General features: G+C 37.5%; 21 protein-coding genes and 1 pseudogene. 3 read left to right on the top strand and 19 right to left on the bottom strand.

All coding sequences use genetic code 11. The features are described 5' to 3' along the window. Window positions 1-4: 4 nt before the first annotated feature. From C8269_RS09480 to C8269_RS09445, 8 genes are all read right to left on the bottom strand, one after another. Window positions 5-1,174: a Gfo/Idh/MocA family protein gene (locus tag C8269_RS09480; protein WP_106461474.1), complete on the bottom strand. Its 1,170-nt coding sequence runs from the start codon at window positions 1,172-1,174 to the stop codon at window positions 5-7. Between the two features lie 335 nt (window positions 1,175-1,509). Continuing rightward, window positions 1,510-2,535 carry a sugar kinase gene (locus C8269_RS09475; protein ID WP_106461473.1) on the bottom strand — a complete coding sequence of 342 codons (1,026 nt, stop codon included), beginning with the start codon at window positions 2,533-2,535 and terminating at the stop codon, window positions 1,510-1,512. After that, complete coding sequence (locus C8269_RS09470) at window positions 2,535-3,161, bottom strand: bifunctional 2-keto-4-hydroxyglutarate aldolase/2-keto-3-deoxy-6-phosphogluconate aldolase (protein WP_106461472.1); 627 nt, start codon at window positions 3,159-3,161, stop codon at window positions 2,535-2,537. Before C8269_RS09470 ends, C8269_RS09475 begins: the two co-directional genes overlap by 1 nt. A gap of 66 nt (window positions 3,162-3,227) precedes the next feature. Further along, the gene (gene uxaC, locus C8269_RS09465) at window positions 3,228-4,640 is read right to left on the bottom strand and encodes a glucuronate isomerase (RefSeq protein ID WP_106461471.1); all 1,413 of its coding nucleotides are present in this window, start codon (window positions 4,638-4,640) and stop codon (window positions 3,228-3,230) included. 63 nt (window positions 4,641-4,703) lie between these two features. Next, window positions 4,704-5,774, bottom strand: a complete 1,071-nt coding sequence (uxuA, locus tag C8269_RS09460) for a mannonate dehydratase (RefSeq protein WP_106461470.1) — start codon at window positions 5,772-5,774, stop codon at window positions 4,704-4,706. 66 nt (window positions 5,775-5,840) lie between these two features. Further along, window positions 5,841-6,845: a LacI family DNA-binding transcriptional regulator gene (locus C8269_RS09455; RefSeq protein WP_106461469.1), complete on the bottom strand. Its 1,005-nt coding sequence runs from the start codon at window positions 6,843-6,845 to the stop codon at window positions 5,841-5,843. Between the two features lie 245 nt (window positions 6,846-7,090). Continuing rightward, window positions 7,091-7,642: a chromate transporter gene (locus C8269_RS09450; protein ID WP_106461468.1), complete on the bottom strand. Its 552-nt coding sequence runs from the start codon at window positions 7,640-7,642 to the stop codon at window positions 7,091-7,093. Then, complete coding sequence (locus C8269_RS09445; RefSeq protein WP_106461467.1) at window positions 7,632-8,189, bottom strand: chromate transporter; 558 nt, start codon at window positions 8,187-8,189, stop codon at window positions 7,632-7,634. Before C8269_RS09445 ends, C8269_RS09450 begins: the two co-directional genes overlap by 11 nt. A 72-nt stretch (window positions 8,190-8,261) precedes the next feature. Between C8269_RS09445 and C8269_RS09440 the strand changes: the two genes are divergently transcribed. Both C8269_RS09440 and C8269_RS09435 read left to right on the top strand, forming a co-directional pair. After that, window positions 8,262-8,753, top strand: a complete 492-nt coding sequence (locus C8269_RS09440; RefSeq protein ID WP_106461466.1) for a dihydrofolate reductase — start codon at window positions 8,262-8,264, stop codon at window positions 8,751-8,753. Beyond that, window positions 8,743-8,988 carry a hypothetical protein gene (locus C8269_RS09435; RefSeq protein ID WP_106461465.1) on the top strand — a complete coding sequence of 82 codons (246 nt, stop codon included), beginning with the start codon at window positions 8,743-8,745 and terminating at the stop codon, window positions 8,986-8,988. The genes C8269_RS09440 and C8269_RS09435 overlap by 11 nt, the downstream gene beginning before the upstream one ends. Window positions 8,989-9,114: 126 nt before the next feature. On the opposite strand, the pseudogene C8269_RS11155 reads toward C8269_RS09435, so the two are convergent. After that, window positions 9,115-9,405 (bottom strand): annotated as a pseudogene (locus tag C8269_RS11155) (Fic family protein); the annotation flags it as partial. A 246-nt stretch (window positions 9,406-9,651) separates the two neighbouring features. Continuing rightward, window positions 9,652-9,876 (bottom strand): hypothetical protein, encoded by a 225-nt coding sequence (locus C8269_RS09425; RefSeq protein WP_106461464.1) that lies wholly within the window; start codon window positions 9,874-9,876, stop codon window positions 9,652-9,654. Between the two features lie 324 nt (window positions 9,877-10,200). On the opposite strand from C8269_RS09425, the gene C8269_RS09420 reads away from it, so the two are divergent. Beyond that, complete coding sequence (locus C8269_RS09420; RefSeq protein ID WP_106461463.1) at window positions 10,201-11,445, top strand: DUF6930 domain-containing protein; 1,245 nt, start codon at window positions 10,201-10,203, stop codon at window positions 11,443-11,445. A gap of 116 nt (window positions 11,446-11,561) precedes the next feature. Here the strand turns inward: C8269_RS09420 and C8269_RS09415 are convergent, their stop codons facing one another. From C8269_RS09415 to hemZ, 9 genes are all read right to left on the bottom strand, one after another. Beyond that, a complete protein-coding gene (locus tag C8269_RS09415; protein WP_106461462.1) occupies window positions 11,562-11,753 on the bottom strand; it encodes a hypothetical protein in 192 nt (63 codons plus the stop codon). After that, window positions 11,740-12,171, bottom strand: coding sequence for a Fe-S cluster assembly sulfur transfer protein SufU (gene sufU, locus C8269_RS09410; RefSeq protein WP_106461461.1), 432 nt, complete (start codon window positions 12,169-12,171; stop codon window positions 11,740-11,742). Before sufU ends, C8269_RS09415 begins: the two co-directional genes overlap by 14 nt. Further along, a complete protein-coding gene (locus tag C8269_RS09405) occupies window positions 12,171-13,391 on the bottom strand; it encodes a cysteine desulfurase (protein ID WP_106461460.1) in 1,221 nt (406 codons plus the stop codon). Before C8269_RS09405 ends, sufU begins: the two co-directional genes overlap by 1 nt. A 1-nt stretch (window position 13,392) precedes the next feature. Further along, window positions 13,393-14,436, bottom strand: a complete 1,044-nt coding sequence (locus tag C8269_RS09400) for a SufD family Fe-S cluster assembly protein (RefSeq protein ID WP_106461459.1) — start codon at window positions 14,434-14,436, stop codon at window positions 13,393-13,395. Then, the gene (gene sufB, locus C8269_RS09395) at window positions 14,436-15,848 is read right to left on the bottom strand and encodes a Fe-S cluster assembly protein SufB (protein ID WP_106461458.1); all 1,413 of its coding nucleotides are present in this window, start codon (window positions 15,846-15,848) and stop codon (window positions 14,436-14,438) included. The genes C8269_RS09400 and sufB overlap by 1 nt, the downstream gene beginning before the upstream one ends. A 1-nt stretch (window position 15,849) precedes the next feature. After that, entirely contained in the window at window positions 15,850-16,581 is a 732-nt protein-coding gene (sufC, locus tag C8269_RS09390) for a Fe-S cluster assembly ATPase SufC (RefSeq protein WP_106461457.1), read from the bottom strand. A gap of 157 nt (window positions 16,582-16,738) precedes the next feature. Continuing rightward, window positions 16,739-17,005 carry an HPr family phosphocarrier protein gene (locus C8269_RS09385; RefSeq protein ID WP_106461456.1) on the bottom strand — a complete coding sequence of 89 codons (267 nt, stop codon included), beginning with the start codon at window positions 17,003-17,005 and terminating at the stop codon, window positions 16,739-16,741. Window positions 17,006-17,134: 129 nt separating this feature from the next. Continuing rightward, window positions 17,135-18,541 carry an aminoacyl-histidine dipeptidase gene (locus C8269_RS09380; RefSeq protein WP_106461455.1) on the bottom strand — a complete coding sequence of 469 codons (1,407 nt, stop codon included), beginning with the start codon at window positions 18,539-18,541 and terminating at the stop codon, window positions 17,135-17,137. Next, complete coding sequence (gene hemZ / locus C8269_RS09375; RefSeq protein ID WP_106461454.1) at window positions 18,534-19,841, bottom strand: coproporphyrinogen dehydrogenase HemZ; 1,308 nt, start codon at window positions 19,839-19,841, stop codon at window positions 18,534-18,536. Before hemZ ends, C8269_RS09380 begins: the two co-directional genes overlap by 8 nt. Window positions 19,842-19,881: the final 40 nt, after the last annotated feature.

The raw sequence follows: 19,881 nt of genomic DNA, 5'->3' as shown, positions 1-19,881 counted from the left end.
AGTCTTACTTTCTTTCTTCGAATTTTCCTTCTTCTCTGATTTTTTCGTTTAACATATCTAGGTATTTGTCATCATCAAAGTCTTTTACGCTTACAGGCTCGCCTAACCAGCTTGATAGGTGAACAGCGTTTGCTAGTCTTACGCCGTTGATTCCTTCTGCTCCATTTGCTAGAAGCTCTTCACCGTCTAGGATATGAGCTGCAAAGTTTCTCATTACTTCACAGTGTTGGCCGCCCCAAACTGAGTTTTCTTCTATTACTTCTACATCAAATAGTTCATCAAATTTCATTTGACCTGCAAAGAGCATTCTTACATCTTCTACAGTCATTCTTGCGTTTAGGTCATTTTCTGTTTCTTTTAGTCTATAGATTGTTGCCTTTTTAGAATCATCTACTACGATTTTTCCGCCGTCACATACGATTTCTAGTCTGTCTGTACCTATGATTTCGTTGGTGTTTGTTACAAATACGCCTGTTCTTCCATCATCATATTCCATTATGAAGTGTACTTGGTCATCTACTACTATGTCTCTTTGGTAACCGTAGTGGACGCTTGCATATACCCTATCTGGTGCACCTGTCATCCATTGGATTAGGTCTAGTTGGTGTGGTGCTTGGTTTACAAGGACTCCACCACCTTCGCCGCCCCAGGTTGCTCTCCATTCAGATTGCTTGTAATAAGCATCTGGTCTCCACCAAGTTGTGATAATCCAGTTGGTTCTTCTGATTGGGCCTAGTTCTCCAGAATCTAGAATTTCTTTTAATTTTCTGTAAAGTGGGTTTGTTCTTTGGTTGAAAAATAAAGCATAAGCCTTATCAGATTTTTTAGCTACTTCGTTTAGCTCTTTTACTTGTTTGGTATAAACACCTGCTGGTTTTTCGTTTAGGACGTTTACTCCATGCTCGAGGCCATAAATTGCCATTTCTGGGTGAAGATAGTGAGGTACGCAGGTTACGATTCCTTCTACAAGTCCTGAATCTATCATTTCTCTATAGTCTTCAAATATTGCTGCTTCTGGGAAAAGTTCCTTAGCTTTTTCAAGTTTTTCTTTGTCTATATCACATACTGCTGTTACTTCTACATTTGGCACCATATCTTTTGAGATGAAGTTACCATACATTGAACCTTCTGTACCAAAACCAATTATTCCGAATTTTAATTTTCTATCTGCCATTTTTTTCTCCTTTTACTCTTTTATTAATGATAAGTAATATATACCAATCGTTTTTAGTTCACGAAAGCGTTTGCCAATATTTTGTAAAGCTAGGGAGGGGATGGCCCTCCCTAAGTTTGTTGATTATCTGATAAAATCCAAAAGTAAGCGTTCCGTTCGGAGGAAATTTCAAGAAATTCAAAAGGAAATAATTCGCCCGTAAATCGCACTGTTTGAGCGTTAGCGAGTTTGCGATTTACAGAATTATGAGTTTTAGAATTTCTAAATTTCCGCAGTCGGATAAGCGTTTTTGGATTTTATCTTTGCTCCGATAGGAATACTCCCGATCTTCTATCTTATCTTTGAACTCTTCCTGATGTGTCACCGCCTACAAGTACTTCTACTTCTTCTCTAGACATGTGGTTGTAGTCGCCTTTGATTGTGTGTTTTAGAGCTGATGCTGCTACACCAAAGTCAAGGGCATCTGCTGGAGATTTGCCATCTAGTAGGCCTGTGATTAGTCCTGCCGCAAAGCTGTCGCCGCCGCCTACTCTGTCTACGATTCTTACATCGTATTGTGGAGCTTTGTGGAAGTCTTTTCCATCATAGATTAGGGCTGACCAGCCATTATCAGATGCTGAGTATGATTCTCTTAAGCTTGATGCGATCATTTCAAAGCCGAATTCTTCTTTCATTTGTTTGAAGATTTCATGATATGCTTCTACATCTAGCTTACCGCTTGTTACATCTAGGCCTTTTGGTGTAAAGCCTAGTGATAATGATGCGTCTTCTTCATTTCCTATACATACGTCTACATATTGCATTAAATCTCTCATTACCTTTTGAGCTTCTTCTGGTGTCCATAGCTTAGCCCTGTAGTTAAGGTCGATTGATACCTTTGCACCTGCAGCTTTAGCAGCCTTCATTGCTTCTTTTGTGATTTCTGCGCCTTCTTTTGAGATTGCTGGTGTGATTCCTGATGTATGGAACCATTTAGCATCTTTAAAGATTTCTTTAAAGTCAAATTCGCTTGCCTTTGCTTCAGCTATTGCAGAGTTGCTTCTGTCATAGATTACCTTTGATGGTCTTGATGAAGCGCCTGTTTCTGAGTAGTAGATACCAACCCTATCTCCGCCTCTTACGATATAGTTTGTGTTTACGCCGTATCTTCTGAGGGAGTTTACTGCTGCTTGTCCGATTTCATGTGTTGGAAGTTTTGTTACAAAGTATGCATCAAAACCATAGTTTGCTAGTGAAACTGCTACGTTTGCTTCTCCACCACCATAGATAGCATCAAAGCTATTTGCTTGTACAAATCTCTCATATCCTGGTGTTGAAAGTCTTAGCATTATCTCGCCAAGTGTTACTACTTTTTTACTCATTATTTTCTTACCTCCGCAATTTTTTCTAAATATTCTCTTGATTTTTGTGCTATTTCTTCTCTGCTGCCTTTTACTAGGTTTGATCCTGCTCCTACTGCTACTACTCCTGCCTCAAACCAATCTTTGATGTTTTCAAGGCTTACACCGCCTGTTGGCATGATTTGGAAGTGTGGGTATGGGCCGTGGATTGCTTTTATATATGATGGTCCTGGAAGTGAACCTGGGAATAGTTTGATGATGTCTACTCCGTATTTGTATGCTTCAAGCATTTCTGCTGGTGTTACGCATCCTGGCATGTAAGGGATGTTGTAGATGTTGCACATTTTTGCAACTTCTTTATCAAATGATGGAGATACTATAAATTTAGCTCCGTTCATTATTGCTAGTCTTGCTGTTGTTGGATCTAGAACTGTACCTGCTCCTAGTAGGGTATCAGCTGGAAGTTCCTTTTGGATTCTTTGGAATACTTCTATAGCGTTTGGAATTGTAAAGGTTACTTCTAATGTGTTGATTCCACCATCTAATAGACCTTTACAATACTCGATTGCTTGGTCTGCTGATTCTGCTCTTACTACTGGAACTATTCCTAGTTCTAGGACTCTTGAAATTGTTTGAATTTTACTCATATATGCTCCTTTATTTTTATTTTCTAAAGGCTTTTGTCTTTTTTTCTGGCAAAGGCCCTCGCCTTTTTATAAGTCTATTTTTATAAATTTGATTGCGTTGTTATAGCAAATATCTTGGATTACCTTGCCTAAAAATTCTTCATCGGCTGGATATTCGCCAGCTTCTACTAGGCCACCTACAAAGTCACATAGGATACGTCTGAAGTATTCGTGTCTTGGATATGATAGGAAGGACCTTGAGTCTGTAAGCATGCCTACAAAGTTTGCAAGAACTCCTACTGATGAGAAGACTTTCATTTGCTCGATCATGCCTTCTTTGTGGTCTAAGTGCCACCAAGCTGTACCAAGTTGGACATCTTGCATGCCATTGTCATTGGCCCTATTGAAGGATCCGCCAACTGTTGCTATTGGATAGTTGTCTTTTGGATTTAGTGGGAATACCAAGAGTCTTGGTAGGCCATCATTTTCTTCAAAAGCTGAAAGTAGATTTGCATAATTTTCTGCATAAGCTAGATCGTTTTGTGCATCTCCGCCCACATCTGCTCCAAGTTTGTCAAAGAGGACCTTAGAGTTATTTCTTATAACCCCTACGTGGATTTCCATTGCCCAGTCAAGTTTTTTGTATTCTTTTGCTAAGAAAATAGCCATTTCTGTCTTGTATTTTTCTTCGCATTCAGGGCAAACATTCTTTCCAGAAAGTTTCTTTTCTACTATCTCATTAAGCTCTTCTTCGCTTGCTCTCTTGTAAGGGATAAAGGCAAAAGCTTGGTCTGAAGCCATGCAGCCTAGTTCTTTAAAATATTCCATCCTTTTTACAAGGGCTTTTTTGATGTCTGTGTAGTTTTTAATTTCAATACCTGATACATCAGAAAGTTTCTTAATATAAGCAGCAAAGCCTTCTTTTTCGATATAAAGGGCATTGTCTGGTCTGTAAGCTGGGATTACTTTTGTTTTAAAGCTTTCATCTTCTGCTAAAAGCTTGTGATATTTGAGCTCTTCTGCTGGGTCATTTGTGGTACAAACTGCAGCTACATTGCTCATCTCTATTAGGCCTCTTGGTCTATATTCATCTTTGGCAAGAATTTCATTACACTTATCAAATACTTCTCTTGCATTATCCTTATTTAGTGGATAGTCTATGCCAAAGTAGTTTTTAAGCTCTAGGTGGGTCCAGTGGTAGATTGGATTGCCTATTAGCTTTGGCATAATCTCTGCATATTTTTCGAATTTTGCAAAATCATCTGCATCGCCTGTGATGTATTTTTCATCAATACCATTAGCTCTCATTACTCTCCACTTGTAATGGTCTCCACCAAGCCAAGCGTAAGTTATTGATGGAAGGTTTTTATTTTCGTAAATCTCCTCTGCCTCTAGGTGGCAGTGGAAGTCGAATATTGGCATATCTTTGGCATATTTATGGTAAAGATTTTGGCCAAATTCGTTTTGAATCATAAAATTATCATCTAAAAATTTCTTCATAAGACCTCGCTTTCTTATATTTTTACATTCAAAGTCCTAGGCCAAGGGCCTAGTTACTTTGCTTTATCTATCTTTTTTATCGAGTGCTTCCCATAGACCGTTTAGGTAAGCAACACCAAGGGCTCTGTCATATAAGCCATAGCCTGCTCTACCCTCTTCACCCCAGATCATTCTGCCGTGGTCTGGTCTTAGGTAGCCGTCAAAGCCATTGTCATGAAGGGCTTTCATTATTTCATACATATCTAGAGAACCGCATTTAGAAAGGTGAGCTGATTCGTAGAATTGTTTTTCGCCAGTAAACTTGATGTTTCTAGCGTGTATTGCTCCAACTTTTCCTCTCTTGGTAAAGTCAGCAATTATTTCAGCAACATTATTTTCTACTCTAGATCCTAGGGAACCTGTACAGATACAAAGTGTATTTGATGGGCTGTCTACTAGGTTTACGATTTTTTCTAAGTCTTCTGGAGTAGATGTGATTCTTGGAATATCAAAGATTGGCCAAGCTGGATCATCTGGGTGAACAGCCATCTTGATGCCTACTTCTTCACATGTTGGAATAATTCCTTCAAGGAAGTATTTGTAGTTTTCTCTTAATTTATCTTCGTCTATGTCCTTATATTTATCTAAAACTTCTTCTAATTGGGCAAGTCTTTCTGGTTCCCAACCTGGAAGCTCGAAGTTTCCTGCTCCATCAAGGATTTCATTTACCATATCACGTGGGCTTAGGCCTTCTACCTTGGCTTGGTCAAAAGCAAGGGTATTTGATCCATCAGGAAGAACCTTGTAAAGCTCTGTCTTAACCCAGTCAAACACTGGCATGAAGTTGTAAATTACTGTCTTAACTCCACAAGCAGCGACATTTCTTAGGGACTGTTTGTAATTTTCGATATACTTATCACGACTTGGAAGACCCATCTTGATATCTTCGTGAACGTTGATAGACTCGATAATCTCACATTCAAGCCCTACTGCATGGCATTTGTCAACATATTCCTGGAAGACATCCTTCTCCCAAACCTCTCCTGCTTCCCATTCATTCATCATCACCATAACCCCAGTAACTCCTGGAATTTGAGCGATATACTCTAATGATATAGGATCATCGTTACCATAGTGTCTAAATGTCATTTTCATAGGTGTTCTCCTCCTTTAACCTAAGCACAATTTATAATAAAAGTCCTTCGACTTCATATAACAAAATTAAATAGTCGTCTCTTTTTCAACAAGTTTAGCCTTTAAAACAATATTAGTGTTGGCTGAATCATCATTTTCTAAAAGCTTCATCAAATTATCTACTGCAATATTAACCTGGTCGCTAATCCTTTGATCAACAGAAGTAATAGCTTGGTTAGTGTAATTAGTCGCCTGGATATTATCAAAACCGATAAGGGCCAAATCTTCAGGAACCTTAAAGCCTTCCTTAGCCAGATACTTATAAGCCACAACCGCCAGGCTATCAAGTTCAAATTGGATAGCATCAAAAGTAGGGTTTTCCTTAAGGAAAGTAATTAGCTTATCAAAATCCTTATCAAAGTCTCTAATCTTAAACTCATTAAAATCAATAGATCCATAATATTTATCAAGGGCTTCCATAAAACCAGCCTTCTTAGCTAGATAAGACCTAGAAGTAAAGCCGGTATCAAGGGATACATAAAGAATCTTCTTGCAAGATGACCTATGTAAAAGCCCCACAGTCTTATCCATAGCATCAGCTTCGTCAATATAGACATTAACAATAGAATCAACCCTATCCCTGCTAACAACATTCAATAAAGCTGTCGGAATATCGTTGGATAATTCAGAAAGTTCCTTATAAAACTTATCTTCTTCGTAGGTAGAACCGACACCGATAATAGCCTCAACCTGATTTTCAATCAAAACATCAAGGTAGGCAAGCTTTCTACTAAGCTCATCAGTCGTCACACACAAAATCGTAGTGTAACCCTTATCAGTCAAAATCTTTTCAAGCTCATAGGCTGATTGAGATTCAAAATAGCCCCTAATATCAGGAACCATAATCCCAATCAGCTGGGTAGATTTCTTGGCAAGGGACCTTGCAACCCTATTAGGTTTGTAGCCAGATTCCTTGATAATCTCCTCGATAATCCTCCTAGCCTTGTCGCTCACATTCTTTGAATTATTAATAACCCTAGAAACCGTAGCAGTAGAGTAACCTGATTTTTTCGCAATATCGTAAATATCCATTCTTCCCTCTTTCAAAAATCCTTACATCTTGAAAATAAAATGTAACCGCTTACAGGTTTCCTCAATTAAAAGTATATACGATGAAAACGCTCTTGTCAATAGATATTTAAAAAAATCTTTAAAAATTTAAAAAATAAGCCAAGCTTACAATCGTATTCATTATCTTTATACCCAAAAAATATCTATATAAAGATAAAAACGGCAAAAATTTTGTCGTCTTTATCAAAAAAACTTATAAAATTTAATTAAATGACCAAGGTCAAGAGCAAATAGGCTGCCCCGCCTGCGACCATGACCTTTATAGGGTCCAGGTCTTTTTTTAGCATTATTAGTGAACCTATAAATATTCCTAGCATTTTTATATCAAAACTGGCTAGGGCTGGGGACGCTTCGCCGAACATGGCCGTTTTTCCTATGTCTATGCCTGCTATTAGAATCATCACGACTATGGCTGGCCTTAGGTATTTTAGGATATTTTCTATTAGGCCTAGGTCCTTGTATTTTTTGTAAAAATATGACAGAGCTCCGACAATTATTGCCGATGGTAGGATGCAGCCTGCTGTGGCTACGATGGCTCCAGCAAGGCCTGCCACCCTCGTTCCTACAAAGGTTGCGGAATTTATGGCAATAGGTCCTGGTGTCATTTGGCTAATAGTGATTAAATCGTTAAATTCGCTGGCTCCAAGCCAGGCATTTTCTACCACTACCTCTTGTTGGATAAGAGGAAGGGCTGCATAGCCTCCCCCAAAGGAGAATAGGCCGATTTTTATAAAGCTTATAAATAATTTAAGAAGCATGCTTTCTCCTTTCAATAATCGAACTTATTGTGCCAAGGACTATCAGGCTTAAGATGATATAGACAATATTGACCTTAAAAATAAAGGCTGCTATAAAGGCTGCCACCATTATGATTGGGGCAATTTTTGACCCTTCCTTTAGGATATCCTTAGTCATATCGTAAGATACCTTAAAAATCAGAGCGGCAATGGCTGCCTGCATGCCCTTTAGAAAGGTTGCTATATAAATATTTGAGATGAAGGCCTGATAGAACATCGAAATTACCGATATGATTATAAGGGGTGGTAGGCTTGTGCCAAGGATTGCAACGACCATGCCAGGGATCCCTCCTATTTCATAGCCTACAACCACAGATGCGTTGATTGCTACAGCTCCTGGAGCCGACTGGGCTATGGCTGTCATATCGAGCATTTGCTCTTCATCTATCCATTTTAATTTATCTACAAAACTATCTTTCATAAGGGTTATGATTACATAACCACCTCCAAAGGTGAAGGCTGAAAGATAGAAGGTTGACTTAAAGATTTGCCATAATTTATTTTTCATATCTACCTCTTTCTCCTTACACTTTACTATTTATTTTCTATCTTTCTTGGGTATAAATAAATCGGAGGGATTATGAAGATAATTTTAGCAGTTGATAAAAATTGGGCCATAGGCAAGGATAATAAGATGCTTTATGACATAAAGACAGACCTTGCTCACTTTAAAAATACGACCATGGGATCGGTATTAATTATGGGAAGAAAAACCTTCGATTCAATGGGCAGGGCCCTACCAGGTAGAGAAAATCTGATTTTATCTAGAGATAAAAATCTAAAAAGAGAGGGAGCCAGGGTCTTTAATGATCTAGAAAGCCTTCTTTCCTATATAAAGAATCTTGATAAGGAAACTTTCCTAATTGGAGGGGCAGAACTTGTAGACCTGCTTATAGATTATTGCGATGGAGCCATCATTACAAAGATTGATGCCACAAGACCTGCAGAAATTTTCCTTCACAATTTCGATACAGATCCTAATTTTAGGATAAAAAGTGAGTCTGATTCAATTTTTGAAAATGGACTTAGCTTTAAATATGTAGAATATGAAAGGATAAAAAATGAAAGATAAGATACTTTTTGTAAGCGACCTCTGCCCAGATTGTGCAAATATCCTAGCAGAAGCCAAAGAAGACCCAGAAAAATACGCAGAATACGACATGGTAAATATAACCTCATCCATGCCTAGCCTTAAGCTATTTCTAAAATATAGGGACACCCTAGATGGCTATGCCGATGTAAGGGCAGCCCACAGGGCAGGAGTTCCATCTGTCGTAATAGGCGAATCAGAAGTAGAATTTTTATAAAGCAAAAGACCAGCTAAAAAAATAGCTGGCCTTTTTGATAGGCTTCATCAGGTTTTCCTATCATAAGAATGAATCTTTAAAATTCTTAATAATATTATATCATAAATTTATAATAATTAAATCAAGCTAATTATCCCCATAGGCCTTGGCCTTATCTATTTCATTCTTATAATCTTCTAAGACCTCGTATTCCTTTTCTAGAATCAAATTATAAAAATCATCTAGGCCCTTATTTGTTGCATACTTATCCAGTGATTCATAATATCTTGGTCTGTCTGTATAATTAATTATTATTCCCTTGTATCCATTAATCTCTAGGATGAAGTTTAATAAAATCCTCGCACACCTTCCATTGCCATCTGGAAATGGGTGGATTCTTACAAATTCAGCGTGGAAAAAAGCTGCTTGCTCTATTGGATTTTCTTTGGATTTTTTTCATTAAAATCCCCGACAAGCCACTTCATATTATCCCTTACTTCTACCCAATCTGGTGGCCTGAATGAAGCTCCTGTTATTCTTACGTTGTGATTTCTAGTAAGACTGCCTTGGATGATGTTTTCTGTTACTATTTGATGGATGTCTTTAATTAAGTTTTCTGTTAGGCTGGCTCCTTTTTTAATTTCTCCTTCAATATATTTATTGGCTTTTTGGTTATTTATGACTTCATAGATTTCCCTTAGGTATTTGCCCCCCTACTGAAATATTGTCTACTAGAAGGGTTTTTACTTCGCTTATACTTAGGGTGTTGCCTTCTATTTTTGTAGATTCATGGGTGAATTTTATCTCAAAATCATCTACTATTGACTGATAAGTTTGGCTAGGCAAGGAATTGATGTTGGAATTTACATATTCTTTTAATTTTTCTAGGTCTTTATATGTGATTTTCATGATTTTCCCTTTTCTTCTTTGCTTTTATTATATCACTTCGGTAAAAACTTTTCTCATCCATGGATTGTCTTTTTTTATTCTTTACATATCCGACCTTTTTAGTAGCTGATTTTTAAAAGAATCCTATTTATTTTCCCCCTTTAGTGGCTATCTCTAATATTTTTAAATATTATTTTCAGGTGAATTTATTTATTTTTCAAATAGTTCTTATTGTTGGCAATATTATTCTACTAGCAAATTTCGGTAAATTCAGACACATAAGGGTAGAATAATCTTATAACAATATTAAATCAAATCTAATATACTTCAAGAAAAGGATGAACGATGAATAACCTAGATAAGTATTACAAGCTGGCTTTTGAATACAAAAATAAAAAGTTGTGGAAGAAAATGGATGACAACCATGTTTTTGCTATAAAACTAGACGATGGTAAAATCGGACTTATTAGCATAATGGGTTCCAACGGACAATACAACGCTATAAGTCTATATACCGGTTCTGAGAGTATCCTGTATTTTAGAGATATTTTTGAAATTGAAGGACATGTATCTGACTACGACAAATTTCTTTCATCTCTAGATCATTATAATTATCAGTTAGTGCTTGGAAATAAAGATGATATTACAAGTAATGAAGCTAATGATATTAGGGATTATAAAAAGAGAAATTCTATAAATATAAGAGGAGCCTTGTCTATGCCTCATTTTAGAAAAACCACTCCTTTTTCTCCTTTAAGTGAGTTTAACAAGGATAGTGACTACCATTATATAGAGCAAGCCCTGAAAGCTTGCCTGGCTTTGGCTGAACTTTTAGAAGAAAATAGCCTTGAAGATTTAGGCATAAAAATTATGCCTGAGGCAGATAAACTCATATTATTTGAAAAAATTAATGGAACATACCTTATAAACTGTGATGTTGACCTTGATTGGAAAAATGATGACCCCTATATTAGGGCATCTGTGGTCCGTATGGATATAGCCAAAAAATTAAAAAGGATAATAAATAAAACTGATATTGAATGTAAACTCACCGTTGTAACAGCTCCAGTTAATGAAGAAAACTCAAATACCTACTATCCTCAATTTATCTTAGCCTTAGAAAATAATAGTGGAACTATTATTCCCATTAGGCCTGTTAAAAATTACAGAGAGGATCCAAACACTCTAGTTAATGACTTCTTTGAAAGCATAGTAAATGTAGGACTAAAACCAGTAAAGATAAGAGCCAACGATAAAAGAACCTATTATCTCTTAGAAAAAATATGTCAAAGTTTAAAAATTGACCTTATTCTTGATGAAAATTTAGAACAATTGGATTTGCTAAGAGAAGAATTTGATAGTAAGATGAGCGCCGGCCCTGGTGGCGGTACTTCTTCTGAAGAGATTATGATGGAGATTTTAGGCTACTTGAAAGCTCTAGAAGATATAAAAGAGAAGAGAAATGAAATCCCAGATGAAGTTATATATTCTATTGCCCAAAGTTTATTAGTAGGAGATTTTGAAGAGGATTTTAAGAATTTTGTTTTTTCTAAACTAGACTACCTTAGCGATTATAAACTTTTTAACTAAAAAAGAGCCCTAGTTGGCTCTCAATTGTACAGATTAATTCCATTAAAGAGGTTTTAGGACCTCTTTAATTGGAACCTTAGTCATAAAATAACCTAGGTAAATCCGCTTTAAAAATATTATTTCTGTATAGAATCTTTTGTTTTTTTGTATTTTACATAAGCATTGGCAGTCATTAATATCGCTACTAAGAGGATTAGCCACCAAAATTTGTTTTCCTTTTTGTATTGGAGGAAGCAAAGAATGTAGACTAAGCCTGCTGTGATTAGGGATGTGATAAATTCTAGGTTTTCTAGCTTATTTTTCTTCATCTAAGACTGCCCTTAGGGTGTTCCATGACAAAAGAGCACAGTTTACCCTTTGTGGCATGTTTCTGATGTTTTGGAAGGCCACTGCATCTTCTAATTCTTCTAGCTCTTCATCTGTCACATCTTCTCTTTTGATCATTCTTTGGTAGATGTCTGCCATCTTGTCAGCCTGTTCTTTGGTTTTGCCTATTAACATGTCACACATTACGGATGTGGCTGCCTGGCTTATGGCACAACCATCGCCTGTGAAGGCTGCATCTACGATTTTATCCCCATCTAATTTTAGTTGTAATACTATCTCGTCACCACAAGATGGGTTGTGGCCGTCTTCTTTGATGTCAGGATCTTCTAGGTCATGCTTGTTGGCTTGATTTCTTGAATGATCTAGGATTATCTGACTATATATTTCTTGCATATCCATTATAGTCCCATTACCTTTCTTACATTTCTAAGCTCTTTTGCAAAGATTTCGACCTCTTCCCTGGTGTTATAAATAGCAAAGGAGGCTCGGGCTGTGGAGCTTAGGCCAAGATAGGTATGAAGTGGCATGGCACAGTGATGGCCGCTTCTTACTGCTATCCCCTTGCTGTCAAGGATTGAGGATATGTCGTGTGGGTGGATGTCTGTGAAGGCGAAGGAGATTAGGGCTCCTTCTTCGGCAGATTTTGGATGAACTATCTTTATATTTTCTATGTCCTTAATTAAGTCATAGGCATATTCTGTTAGTTCCATCTCATGAGCGTGAATATTATCCATGCCAATTTCTTCTACATATTTTATCGCTTCAACCAGACCTATTACCCCACCTACATTTGGTGTACCCGCCTCAAATTTGATGGGTGCTTTTGCAAAAGTTGAATAATCTTCATAGACATATTCTATCATATCTCCGCCTAGATTAAAAGGCTTCATCTTATCTAAAAGCTCAGCTTTGCCATAAAGGACGCCTATGCCCATTGGGGCGTAGATTTTATGGCCTGAAAAGACTAGGAAATCACAATCTAAATCTCTTACATCGACCTTCTTGTGGGCTATTAATTGGGCTGCATCTACTATAGTTGTAGCACCTACTTCTTTGGCCCAGGTGATTATTTTTTTGACATCTATAATCTCGCCTGTGACATTTGAAGCTCCTGTTATGGAGACAATTTTTGTCTTATCGTTTATTTTTGCTTTTAGGTCATCATAATCTAGGGAAGCATCTTCCTTAAGGTAGGCATAGACTAGCTTTGCCCCTGTAGCCTCGGCTACCATTTGCCAAGGAACGAGATTTGCGTGGTGCTCTAGGATTGTGATTAGGATCTCATCGCCTGCCTTTAGATTGTCTAGGCCATAGGAATAGGCCAAGAGATTTAGGGCTTCGGTTGTAGTCTTGGTGTAGACTATTTCATTCCTTGATCCTGCATTTATAAATTTCTTTATGACATCCCTACCATTTTCATAGGCCTCTGTAGCTACCCATGACAAATAGTGGGCTCCCCTGTGGGGATTGGCGTTTTTGTACTTATAATAAGAATCAACAGCTTCTATTACCCTGTTAGGTTTTTGGCTAGTTGCTGCTGTATCTAGGTAGATTACATCCTTTCCTACCTTTTTTGAGTCAAGGTAGGAAAAGTCATTTCTAATTTTTTCTATATCCATATTAATGCCTGCTATTTAGCTTGTGGACTTGGTCTTTGATGTGATTTCTTAGATCTTCGTCCTCAATTTTATCTATGGCAGGGGCAAAGTTTGCCTCTAGCATCATTGATTCTGCTTGCTTTTTGCTAAAACCACGGCTCATGATGTAAAAGAGCATTTCCCTGTTCATCCTGCCCACGCTTGCGGCATGCTTGCCTGCTACTTCTCTTTCTTCATTGAGTAGGATTGGGGCAGACTTATTGATGACCTGATCTGATAGCATCATAGAATAATCTCCTATCTTGCCATCTGCCTTGGTACATCCACGTCTAAGGTCTACTATGCCCTTGAAATTCTTTTCAGCTCTTTCTTTTAAGGCCCCATTGAAGAGGGCAGATGAGTCTGTTTCTAGGCCGTAGTGCTCATTTACAGCCATTAGGTCTAGGTATTCTTCCTTGGATTTGAAGTAAATACCATCTTCTATGACCTTGGCCTTATGACCTCTTAGGATATTTCTGATGTTGACCATAGATTGGCTGGCTCCTATTTCTATATAGGTGATATCAAGCTCTGCCCTATCTCCTAGCCTTGTGGCTATGGAGTTAAGGTTTGTTGCCTCACTTAATAGATTAACAAGGACTACTAATTTCACCTTAGAGTCTTCTTCTAGATTTACCCTTATTTGTGAGTTGATAAAAACTTTTTCGGCTCCTTGGTCAGAAAAATCAACCAGGAAGGAAGACTCAGAATCCCTTCCTGCATTTATGTCTATGGCAGAAACTAGGATATTATTTTCATCATCAAGCTTAAAGTGAATAAATTCTGTATCCTTTTTATCCTTGATATCATAAGCCTTGTAATAATTTCTAAAGTCTTTGTTTTCTTTTTTTATTTCATCGCTTAGACCGTAAATTTCGCTAGCAAAAGCCGCATCTACTTTATCTAAGCTGCCTTCTGAGTTTGCATTTTCAAAAGGAATTTTTTCTATTTCTACTAATTCATAATCAGCCGAATTTAGTCCTAGGTAGGCCCAAGTTGGCTGTCTCATTTGATTTATCTTTGTCATCAGCCGTTTGCTCCTTCAAGTTCCATATCGATTAGATTATTCATCTCAACTGCATATTCTAGAGGCAAGAGCTTTGATACTGGCTCTGCAAAACCTCTTACTATCATTGACTTGGCCTCATCTTCTGGAATCCCCCTGCTCATTAGGTAAAATACCTGGCTTTGGTCAATTGAACCGATTTTTGCCTCATGGCCACAGTCTACATCGTCATTTCTAATATCAAGCACTGGTATGGTATCTGACTGGGAACCTTCTGAAATCATGAGGTTTTCACAGTCTACGGTTGATTTTGAACCGGCTGAGTTTTTCCTCATTTCAACTAGGGAACGAGTCATGGACTTACCATTGCCTGCTGTAATTGACTTGGTTAGGGCTGTTGAATAGGTTTCTGGAGCAAGGTGGATCATAGAGCAACCATTATCAATATATTGGCCATCACCTGCAAAGGTAATACCTGTATATTCTGCTCTGGCCTTTCTACCAGCAAGGACTGAAGTTGGATAAAGCATGGATACCTTTGATCCAAAGGATCCTGATACCCAAATCATCTTGCCGCCTTCTTGGATTATGGCACGTTTGGTGTTTAGGTTGTACATATTCCTTGACCAGTTTTCTATAGTTGAGAACCTTACTTCGGCATTTTTGCCGACAAAAATTTCTACTGAACCTGCGTGTAGGTTTACGACATTGTATTTTGGCGCAGAACAACCTTCTATGAAGTGAACCCTAGAATTATCTTCTGCTATTATCATTGTGTGTTCAAATTGTCCAGCTCCTGGGGCATTTAGCCTGTAGTAGGATTGGAGAGGTATATCTACCTTTACTCCTTCTGGTACATAGATTAGGGAACCACCTGACCAAACGGCACCGTGAAGGGCTGCATACTTATGAAGTGTAGGTGGGATTGCCTTTTGGAAATATTTTTTGACTAGGTCTTCATGCTCTCTAATAGCTGAGGTGAAGTCCATAAATATTACTCCCTGGTCTTCTAGGTGTTTTTGGATAGAGTGATAAACTTCCTCACTATCGTATTGGGCACCTACACCTGCAAGGCTTTCTTGCTCAGCTTGTGGTATTCCAAGCCTATCGAAGGTATCTTTTATATCTTCAGGTAGGGCTTCCCAGGCAGTTTTCTTATCTGTTGGTGGCTTGACATAGGTTGTGATATCTGCCATATCAAGCTCAGATAAGTCTGGTCCCCAAGAAGGGTTTGGTGTCTTTTCAAATATTTCAAGAGATTTTAATCTTCTCTTTCTCATCCATTCTGGTTCATTTTTCTTATCGGATATTTCGTTGACTATATCAGCATTTAGACCCTTTTCAGTGATATCTGAATAGATAAATTCATTGAAAAAGTCATAATAACCGCGGTCAATATCCTTTAGTTGGTCTTCAATATTGATTTCTTTCATATTACACCCATTCGTATCCTTCAGCTTCGATCCTATCCATTAGGTCATCGCCTCCTGAATATTTGATCTTGCCATCTTTTAGAATGTGAACATAGTCAGCCTTGATATTGGCTAAAATTTCCCTGTGGTGGGTGATGATTATTACAGATTTTTCCCCATCTAGGAAGTCTTCTATACCCTTTGATACAATCCTTACCGCATCAACATCAAGACCAGAGTCTGTCTCATCAAGTAGGGCAAGCTTTGGACTTAGCATTTGCATTTGTAGGATTTCTGATTTCTTTCTCTCACCACCAGAAAAGCCTACATTTACATACCTATTGGCATAAGAATCATCAAGCTTAAGGTCTTCCATCTCTTTTTGTAATTTTTTATTGAAGGCAAGAATTTTTGGCTTAGAACCTGTGATTTGCTCTTCAGAAATTCTTAGAAAGTCTGATAATTTTACACCAGGAATCTCATCTGGGTGTTGGAAGGACATAAAGATACCAAGTCTAGCCCTCTTATCAACGCTAAGATCTGTTATATCCTCGCCTTCAAAATAAATCTTTCCTTCCTTAACTTCATAAATAGGATTGGCCATGATGGCATTCATAAGGGTTGATTTACCTGATCCATTAGCCCCCATGACTACGTGGACCTCGCCCTTTCCTACCTTAAGGTCAATACCTTTTAATATATCTTTATCTTTCGCTGAAACGTGAAGATTTTCTATCTTTAATAATTCAGTCATTATCTACCTCTTTTTACTTCTCTTTTTTTCTACTCTTAAATCATACCTTTTTACTAGGGATTATCAATAAACTTCCACTAATCACAATACCCCAAAGGGCACAAAAAAACGAGCCCTTGCTCGTCTTGATGTTTGTTAGTAAGTAAGTATTTATATGCTAATAGTTATTTAGCTTATTTTCTACTAAATCTATTAGCGATTTAACGGCTTCTTCTTCTTCATCGCCTTCTGCTCTTATGATTATGTCATCGCCTTTAGAAGCACTCATGCTCAGAACTGACATGATAGACTTGGCATTGTATGACCTGCCTGCTTTTTCGACACTTATATCACAAGGAAATTGAACGGCTTGTCTTATAAATATGGATGCTGGTCTAGCATGTAAACCAATTTCATTCGAAAGCGTTACTTTTTGTTCGTACATGATACCTCCTTCGTCATATATTCTTTTCCCTAATATAAGGATACTCGAATTTTGTTAATTTGCAAACGATTTTATAAAAAATTAAAATATAGCTGAAACCCTCGCAGATTTCAGCTATTGCTAATTTAACTAAATTCTTTCAAGTAATTCTACTAGGAATTTGTAGTTATTTGCTACTGATTCTATATTTACCCTTTCTGCTGGTGAGTGGGCACCTTCTATATCAGGACCGAAGGAGATCATCTCTGTATCTTTGAGGGTCTTTTTGAAAAGTCCGCATTCTAGGCCACCATGAGTTGTAGAAACTTCCATTTCATCTCCGTGAACATCCTTCCAAACTTCTTTTGCAAGATCGATTATTGGAGAATCTTCCCTTTGCCAGCCAGAATATTCACTTACAACTTCAGAATTTCCGCCAAAATATTCTACAAGGAGGGCTTGTTTTTTGGCCCAGTCTTCCTTTTGAGAGTCGATTTCTGACCTATTCATGAGGTTGACAAAGATTGAATCTTCCCTATCTTCTAGAAGGCCAAGGTTTGAGCTTGTGACAATTGATCCGTCTACCTTTTTATATAGACCATCGTGGATTGTGTATAAAAAGTCAATAATTCTCTTTGAAAGGTCTTTGCTTAGGACCTTGCCATCAAAATTAGCTTCTTTTACCCAAATTTCCCCATCTGGATCTACATCCTTGTATTCGTTTCTAACTTCTGCAATTCTTTCATTGATTATTTTTATTGCATCTTCTCTATTTGCTACTGCAAATACAGCACTTGCTGCTGATGGGATGGCATTTCTCTTAACTCCGCCATTTGCCCTTGCAATTTGTAGGCCATCTATGCCTTGGATAAGGCGAGCTAGGGTTTTTATAGCATTTAGCCTAAATTCATCTATTTCCATACCTGAATGGCCGCCTGCAAAGCCTTTTAGGCCAACTTCTACAAAGTCTCCAAGTGGCTGTTCATATTCTTTAGGGAAGTTTACTTCAAGGTCAAGACCCCCTGCACAGCCTACAGTTAGGATTCCTTCTTCTTCAGAATCTATGTTAATTAGGTATTTGGCTGTAATTTGGCTAAGGTCAAGTCTGCCTGCACCACCCATTGAGGTTTCTTCTTCAGTTGTGATAATTGCCTCGATTGGGCCATGTTTTAGGGAATCATCGTCTAAAACAGCCATGATAAAGGCAACACCTATGCCATCATCTGCCCCTAGAGTTGTTCCATCAGCTGTAATCCAGCCGTCTTCTTCAATTAGTTTGATTGGGTCTTTTTCAAAATCGTGATTGCTTCCTTCAACTTTTACACAAACCATATCCATGTGGCCTTGAAGGGCAACTATTGGATGATCTTCGTAGCCTTTTGATGCAGGCTTTCTAATAATCACATTTAGGGCCTCATCTTGGCTTACTTCTAGGTTTCTTTCCTTGGCAAAATTCACAAGAAAGTCAGATACTTCCTTTTCATTGCCGCTTTCTCTAGGAATTTCTGCTAATTGTCTAAAAAATTTAAATACGTAATCTGAATAAGCTTTATCCATTTATATCCTCCAAATATTCTTTAATCATCTTATTTTTGGCCCTTAAAATCTCATCAAAATCCTGGTAATAATCTCTTAAATTTCTAGGATTTCTGAATTTATTTCCATTTTTAAGCTTGGAATTGGCATTCATGCCCAGGCCAATAATATTTGAGATTTCTTCATTAATAATAATATTATACCTCTGCGATGTATTATTTCTTTGATAACCGACATTTTCGAGGTTAGATACGATATTTTTTTGCCTATAAAGATAGTAGGGCTTGTAGGAAAATTTCCTAGTAAATTCATCAATTTTTTCTGAAATTATAAGGGCTTGGTCTCTCTCACCAGCCAAATCTTTCTCCTTATACTTTGACCCAGATTTTATAGCAAGGGCGTGGAAGGTGATATTATCCGGTAAGAGTTCTCCTAGGATTTTAAAATTCTTGGCAAAATCTTTTGAATTTTCTCCTTCTAGACCTATTATAAAGTCCATATTTATTATAAAGCCAAGGTCCCTTGCCTTTTTATAAATATTTAGGAAATGGTCATAATCATAGGGCCTGTTGAGAGATTTTAGGATATTTTTATTAAAGGTCTGAGGATTTAGGGAAATCCTATCAACTCCTCCTGCCTTTAGGACCTCAAGCTTGGCCTTATCAAGCGTATCTTCCCTGCCAGCCTCAAAGGTAAATTCCTGGTAGGTAAATTTATTATTTATGGCAGCAAGCAAATTGATAGTCTCATCTGCCCTCAAAAACGAAGGAGTACCCCCGCCTATATAAATTGAATCAAGATCTCTTGGAAGGTCGATTTCTTCTATTTCTCTAATTAAATATTCCACATAGGCTCCCCTATCGTGGTGGGGACCAACTAAAGTCGGATAGGAGCAATAATCACACCTAGTGGGACAAAAAGGGATATTTATATAAAGGCTAAAGGCTTTCTCATCAAAGGATAGCCTTTCTTGTTCGCTCTTAACCTCTTCTAAGAGCCTAATTTTCTCATCTGAGACCTTGTAGGTCTCTTTGATTTCTTCTAAACTCTTAGCTTTTAAAAGCTTGGAGGGCTTTGATCCTGTAAGAGTCCCCCAAGGTGACTCATAGCCAGTAAGGGCCGATAAGATTTCATACAAAGTCCTCTTTAGACTCTTATTATCAACAAAACTATAGACCTTGCCCTTGTAGAAAATTTCTTCATGGCCAATAGCTAGGTCAAAATCATCCTCGGTAAAAATTATGTCTTCGTGGTCAAAAAATATATTTAGGATGTCATATACGATTTTTCTTTGTTTTTTTTCTTCTAATTTTATCTTCATAGGAAAATTATACAAAATATTCAAAAAAAGACCAGGCTAA

It is taken from the genome of Anaerococcus sp. Marseille-P3915, assembly GCF_900258475.1.
In the GTDB taxonomy this organism is placed as follows: domain Bacteria; phylum Bacillota; class Clostridia; order Tissierellales; family Peptoniphilaceae; genus Anaerococcus; species Anaerococcus kampingae.
This window is presented reverse-complemented; position numbering and strand designations above follow the sequence as displayed.